The 6,606-nt window shown below is 60.5% G+C and carries 7 protein-coding genes; 5 read left to right on the top strand and 2 right to left on the bottom strand.

Features of this window, described 5'->3' with window-relative positions:
- The coding region (locus J0I64_RS17305; protein WP_291410501.1) for a PD-(D/E)XK nuclease family protein at positions 1 to 1,165 on the top strand (1,165 nt) is incomplete at its 5' end.
- Positions 1,098 to 2,711: an AAA family ATPase gene (locus tag J0I64_RS17300; protein ID WP_291410499.1), complete on the top strand. Its 1,614-nt coding sequence runs from the start codon at positions 1,098 to 1,100 to the stop codon at positions 2,709 to 2,711. The genes J0I64_RS17305 and J0I64_RS17300, both read left to right, overlap by 68 nt.
- Before the next feature lie 2 nt (positions 2,712 to 2,713).
- On the opposite strand, the gene J0I64_RS17295 is transcribed toward J0I64_RS17300, so the two are convergent.
- Positions 2,714 to 3,760, bottom strand: coding sequence for a DNA cytosine methyltransferase (locus tag J0I64_RS17295; RefSeq protein WP_291410497.1), 1,047 nt, complete (start codon positions 3,758 to 3,760; stop codon positions 2,714 to 2,716).
- 830 nt (positions 3,761 to 4,590) lie between these two features.
- Complete coding sequence (locus J0I64_RS22670; RefSeq protein WP_366933761.1) at positions 4,591 to 4,797, bottom strand: helix-turn-helix transcriptional regulator; 207 nt, start codon at positions 4,795 to 4,797, stop codon at positions 4,591 to 4,593.
- Positions 4,798 to 5,064: 267 nt separating this feature from the next.
- Between J0I64_RS22670 and J0I64_RS17290 the strand changes: the two genes are divergently transcribed.
- The 3 genes from J0I64_RS17290 to J0I64_RS17280 form a co-directional block, all read left to right on the top strand.
- The gene (locus J0I64_RS17290; RefSeq protein WP_291410495.1) at positions 5,065 to 5,649 is read left to right on the top strand and encodes a hypothetical protein; all 585 of its coding nucleotides are present in this window, start codon (positions 5,065 to 5,067) and stop codon (positions 5,647 to 5,649) included.
- A gap of 9 nt (positions 5,650 to 5,658) precedes the next feature.
- Positions 5,659 to 5,964 (top strand): DUF6634 family protein, encoded by a 306-nt coding sequence (locus J0I64_RS17285; RefSeq protein ID WP_291410493.1) that lies wholly within the window; start codon positions 5,659 to 5,661, stop codon positions 5,962 to 5,964.
- A gap of 1 nt (position 5,965) precedes the next feature.
- Positions 5,966 to 6,606: hypothetical protein (locus J0I64_RS17280; protein ID WP_291410491.1), on the top strand; the 641-nt coding region annotated here is incomplete at its 3' end.

Below are 6,606 nucleotides of genomic sequence, written 5' to 3'. Positions count from 1 at the left end.
AAGGAACCAGGGCCCAGAGACCTTTCTCTCTCCATCGGAGTTCGATCCGTCGAAATATGCGGGGGGCGACGATGGCGAGCGACGGCTGTGGTACGTGGCCATCACCCGGGCGACCAAGTTCCTGAACATCTCTTCGCTCGATCGATCGCGCAAAAGGCCGTCCGAGTACTTTAAGGAAATCCATCACGACGTCGCCAGGCGTGACGGTCAGGATCCGACGCTCCGTCTGCATGGCGACCCGACCCCGCCCGATGATGCCGGCATGCTGCCCACCACATTCTCCGATCTGACCTATTGGTGGCGCTGCCCACGAGAATATCAGTTGCGGTCGCTGATGGGCTTCGGTCCCGGCGTAGGCGAGCAGTATGGCTATGGGCAGCAGCTCCACAATCTGCTTGCCGAAATCCACGACCGCGCTAGCAAAGGCGTGATCTCCACCCCGAGCGAAGTAGAAGCGTTGGTGGAGGAACGCTTTCTCTTGCGCTATACGCAGGGAGAGCCGCTCGAGAAGCTAAAGGCAGCTGCCAAGCGAGCGCTCGTCAGATATGTGGCGATGAACAGCGACTCTCTTCAGAACGCTTTCGCGATCGAGAAGCCATTCGAATATATCGACCACGCCAGCGGGGCGCTCATTACAGGCGTCGTCGACCTCCTGGAACGGCTGGACGATTCCGACCATCCGACCGCCGTTGGCATCGTCGATTTCAAAGCACACAGAATTCCATCGGTAGAAGCCTACGACGAGGTGAAGCGGCAGGCCGAGCGGCAATTGCAGCTATACGCGAATGCGGTGCAGTACGCCTTCCCGTATCAGCCCGCGACTGCCACGGCGCAACTCGTCATGCCCAATCCCCCTGCTCCTGATCTGGTCAAAGCGGGAGTGAAAGAACGCTTCACCATAGACGTGACGCCCGAGCGTCAGAGCGCTGCTTTAGAAGAAGTCCGAGTAGCAGTCGGCGAAATCAGGGACAGTCTGGCGACGGAGAGGTTCGCTTGCAAAGGGCCGGCCAACGGTTGGTGCCAACGGTGCGATTTCCGAAAGTTCTGCCCAGGCTTCTCGCTTTGGCGCCAAAAAGATAGATCGACGCCTACTCCGCGTGAACCGGTCGAAGAAGCCGAAGCGGAAGTGGATGCAATGGGGAGAGACGGGTTTGCCGGGACGTAGGCTGAGCAATCTGGAGCGGGATCTCGGTAATTTTTGGGATACGCCGCCTAACAACTTTCAAAAGCCGCTGCTTCGCAGCATTTCCATAGAGGGCGATGCCGGGCTGCGCGGCGTTCGAAGGATCGTGGTGCCCTTCCAGTATCCTTTGACAGTCCTGTGCGGACGGAACGGGGTGGGAAAATCCACTGTGCTGTCGCTGGCAACCATATCCGCGACGCCACCGACGAATTGGACCCCGTTCTGGGGCAACACAAAGCCCCGGGGCGCCAAGTCGGTGCAATACGCGTTCAAGGACTTCTTCCATCGGACAGCAGGTTCGCCAGCGCTCACGGACATGCAATTGACCTGGGTCTCACAATTTCGCGGGAACGAGATCGAACGTGTCTTAAAGTTCAACGGCACGCGGTGGGTCAAGGTGGTGGATCCTGGTCGTCAGAACACCACCCTTGGGCCACGCGAGATCGACTTCATCCCCATATCGCGCATTCTGCCGGCAAGCGAACTAGCGGCACTCAGAGCGACGTTCACAGGGACCGAACAGGCTTCGGTGGTCAATCTCAACCAGGAGGCGGTTGGGTATCTCTCTTACATCATGGGCAAGCCCTACGCGAGCGCAGCAGTACGCTTCGCCAAGGGAATGGTGCTACCCATCTGCCATTCGGAGGCGGACTATACAGCCTTCGATATGGGCGGTGGCGAAGGCTCGGTCATCGTGATGCTAGCGCGACTCCAGGCTATGCCAACGGGTGGTCTCCTTGTGATCGAGGAGGTCGAACTTGCGCTTCATCAGGAAGCGCAGGTACGCCTGATCAAGGTCCTGCTCGACTACTGCCGCAGCAAGCGCCTTCAGATCATCTGCACGTCGCATTCGGCGACCGTGATAGACGCTGTACCGCGTCAAGCACGTGTGCTGATTTCGAAGAGCGACGGCGAGCACGTGGCAACCGCGAACGTCAGCACGCGATTTGCCGTGCATCACATGCTCGGCGAGGTGCAGCCGGAGCTGTTGATTTACACAGAGGATCGCTTCGCCGCGCTGCTGGTGTCCGAATGCATCGCCGGCGATCTATACCGGCGGGTTCTTATCCAGGACATCGGCAGCAACACGGTGCTTGCCCGACAAGCGGTGGCCCATGCTCGCACGCGTCCCGAAGTCGCGTGCCTGAGCGTCTTCGATGGCGACTGCACCGAGGCAAACATTCAGGGTTGGATAAACAGCGAACGAGCGGAGCGGGATCTCAATCCCGACTGGCTCATCTTGCCGGGCAATGGATTGGCACCCGAGAAATGGGTGCTCGAACAGCTCAAGCTCGATGCATATAAGGAGGCACTTGCGTCGGAGATCGGTTGCACTCCGCAGATGGCCGCCGACCACGTTACTGCCATGGCACTGGAACTGGACCACCATGACTGCGGTCACACGCTGCATGTGCGGACAGGCATCGACAAAGAAGCTGCACGAAGGATGGTGGCCAAAGCCGTCGCGAGGACCCATCCTGAGCTGGATACGCTTCGTCAGCGAATTACCACGATGCTCGGCGCTTAGTTCTATGCCTCATAGGCGGCCTGTGCCTTCAATGCCGCCCGAAAGGCCTGGTCGAAGGCTGAGATCATGTCCGGAGGCACAGCATTGCCGATCTGGGTGGCGATCTGCTTGCCGCGTCCCTTGAAGGCGTAGTCGTCGGGGAACGACTGCAGACGTGCCGCTTCCCGCAGACTGATGGCACGGTGCTGCTCAGGATGAGCGAACCGCCCCCGGGTGAGGTCGTCGCAACCGGTCGTCAAAGTCGGTGCTTGGCCAGACCAACCCATGCGTCCATAGACGTCGGAGAACGAACTCTTCTTTCCGACGTGGCATGCCAGTTCCAAGTGGGCAGGAAGGCTGCTGCGACTTCCGCCATCGGCAGGGATGTGGCGCAAGCGTTCTATCGCAATAGGCTGATGATGGCGCGCGCGGTGCAACGCATCGCTGGGGTCCGACTGCCCGGCCTCGAGGGCCGGCAGATCGCCGATCGCCTGCCATACCGACTTGGTTGCTGTATGCCTGTCGTTGGCGACGAACGCGTCCACTGCAGCTTTCGACCGAGCGGCGAACATGATGCAGCGCCTTCTTCGTTGCGGCACACCGTAGTTGGCCGCATCGCGTACCAAGGGCTCTGATAGCGAATAGCCCAACTCCGACAGCCTCGACCGCACTGCATCAAGAATGGGACGGTAGGCGGCCGACGCTAAAAGTGGGACGTTCTCAAAGAAAACCGTCGTTGGATTCAGTCGCTCGACCGCAGCCAAAGCCCGAACGATGAGCTGCTCTCTATGGTCGGCGCCTCTCGACCGGTTTTGGCTCGAAAAAGGCTGGCAAGGCGCGCAAATGATCAATAAGTCAACCTTCTTCCGACCGACCTTCGCCGCCAGCTCATCGATAGTAGCGTCCTCGGTGATGTCGCCCTTGACGAAGCGCGTCTTCGGATGGTTCGCGATATAGGTCGCAGCAACTGCGTCGTCGTTGTCGCAAGCCGCCAAGACCTTCCACCGAGCGCGTCGCAGGCCTTGGGTCACCCCGCCGGACCCTGAAAAGATATCGACAGCGCTAGGCATTCGGCTCCTGCCCCCAAACATGGCCGCCTTACCTTAAGTGCGGTTGGTAAACAAGAACATCCCAAATGAAAGAGCAGCTAATGCCCGAAACGATGCATCTATTGCGATGGCCGCCGATCGTCGACGAGCCTAACCCAGAGAACACAAACGCTTCCGACAAGAAAGGCAACTCCCCAACCGAACGAAGACCTGAAGTTGCACGAGGCAAACCTATAACGTGGGACTCGATTCAGATTTTAATCAAGCGTTCCGGGCTTCGGTAAAGTACCTAGTTCATTTGGTTTTCTGCGCCGGCATTCTCGTCAAGCGACTCGGCGGGATTGGCAGGAATCGCAAGTGCTCACCACGCTCCCCAGACCCTCAGGTCCCGACGAACGTTTTCGTCGACAGCGGCACATCAACCAGAACCGCAAGTTAGAGCGGCGATTGGTCGGAATGATTCAAGAACGTTTCACTGCCGCCAAAGTGGTGCGCGATAAAGAAGTGAAGCGGGATGCAGCAGCGCTAGGCTTCCTGTCCCATGAGCTGGTCGCCACCAAAATCATTTTCGATGGCACCCAGGCGGCGCTGCTGTGCGCGCCGCGATCCGTTTGGTCCGAGCCTGAACGGCGACGGAGGCTTCTGCATTTGGTCGATCAACGACCCGGCCGGTCAACATTCGTAATCCCACAGGCCAATATGGTCCTGGGAATGCTGCTACTTCGGCGTCTCCTTACGAAAGAAACCCGTCATACAGGAGCACCGACACTTTTCCGATCTCGCTTAATATCGGTCGTAACCCCTTCTCGCATCGACATCCCGTCCCGGCATTGGCCTTTCGGCCGACAGGGTCAGCGCGACTCTTCCTCACCAGATCTCAGCAAAACTCCTAGTCCTGCCTCTGTTTCAAGGAACTCGATGCCCCTCCCCTCGAGGTAGTCCCTAATACGCTCCAAAGTTGTGGGTCTGGGCGCGGAGCCCTCCGCTTCGAACGTGGCCAGCGACTTGCGGGCTATACCAACCGCCTCGGCCAACTCGGCCTGAGGCATCCTGAGCATGGCGCGAGCGCCGAGGCATTGAACGGCAGTGAGCGGCATGGTGCATCCGAATCCAAACATTAACCATGACTCGCACGAACTACGCAAAATGTGTAGTTGCATCTTGCAGGGTCGACCACGCCCCCATATCTGACGCCGTGCAAGAGCGTTCGTCGCTCTGTCGCGGTCGCCTTCAGGCCACCGTTTCCCACGCTCTCCAGGCGTGTCGGCTCATTCATCAGTCCCAATCCTGATCGACCCGGGCATGGCTCCCGGGAAGGAGAAGCCGTGTCCAAACAGCAATCAAATCAATCCTGCCGTCAGTATCGCCTCATGAAGCGGAACCGCAAGCTCCATGCCCATATTCGCGACGTCGTCGTGGCGAGCGGCTGCGCGACCTATGTCGGTGGCAATGCGCCCGTCGAAGAAATGGCGGCGGAACTCGGTTTCGCCGCCCATGACCTAGCGATCGCCGACGTGCGCACTCGAAAGATCGTCACCCTGATCGTAGTGCCGCACGGGAAATGGTCCGATCCGCTTTGGCGGTGCAAGGCCATCGAACTTCGGCGCCGGGCAAGGAAGGCCGGGCACCGTGCCGTGCTGGTCCCCCAGTTCGTGGCAGAGCGCGAACCCAGGCTCACCAACTCCAAGCTCGTCGCTCGAGCGGCCGGCGTGCGCATGGACGCGACGACCTCGATGATCGCGATCTCCCACCTGCTCGACAATGGCGCCTGCGGCCTCGCCGAAGTCGCCGCGCAACTGCGCCATCGGGATCCGTTCGGCGCAGTGCTCAACCTGGTGACAATGGGGCTGGTCAATATCGACATGGCGCGCCCCATCACGCCGCACAGCACCGTCGATCTCGCCAACTAGGAGCGAAGAATGTCCATCATCTATCCTTCCGCCGGCGGCCTCGACGTCGTCGCGACGCTGCGCGCGCTCGCCCAGGATCTCCAGGCAATGGCGCACGTCCCACCGGGCGAAGAGCTGTGCTCGGCACCGATCCTCAACGACTGGACCATCACCCAGAGGAACGTGCTCGTCCTGAAGGGGTCGGTCATCGGCCACCCCGTTCTGGGCGACCGCCCCTTGGTCGCGACATCGGAACTCTTCGCCCTCGATGCCAGAGGCACCTGGGCCAGGACCTTCTCCCGCTACTACCGCCTCAACAACCGCAAGGACGACTGATATGGCAACCGAAGGAACGGTCCACGACGACATCGAATTCCAGGTCACGGTCTCAGTCGTGGAGGAGAACGCGCGCGAGCTCCTCGCCGACCTCGCTTTCACCAATAGCACGCCCCCTGCCCTTCGCCGGCGGCTGGCGAAGGGAACATGCAGCGCCGTAATCTACCAGGTGCCCGAGGCAACGTGGACCGACGCCATCCTGGAAGCTGTCGCCGAGGTGGCCGATCGAGACAAGCTGCTCAGGATCGAGCCCAATGAGACGAAGCGGCGGGCGGGCTTCGACTGGCTGGCGGAGCGAATGGGTGAAGGGCGAATGGTCGTGGGCGTGTCCCACGCGCCCGAGTCCACCCTGCCGCCACTGCTGATGTCCCTCGCCGAGCATCGCATCGTCATCGATCCGCCATCGGCGTCGCTGGTGGCCAGCGTCATCAAGCGCATCCTCAAGGGCCGGCTCCCCCGCTGGTTCCATGAGCTGCGCACGGAAGTGCTGACCTTCGACGAGCTCACTGCGCTGATGCCCCAGGGTGGCAAGGCATCGACGGCCGCCGGTCGCATCAAGTCGGCCATCGAGGCCCGACTTTCCGTCTCCAAGTCCAAAGGCCTCCCCAGTCTCAAGGATGCTCTCGAGTTCGGCGAAGCCCG

Source organism: Devosia sp. (assembly GCF_017307565.1).
Taxonomy (GTDB): Bacteria; Pseudomonadota; Alphaproteobacteria; order Rhizobiales; family Devosiaceae; genus Devosia.
The sequence above is the reverse complement of the archived record's forward strand: the minus strand, read 5'-3'. Positions and strand labels throughout refer to the sequence as shown.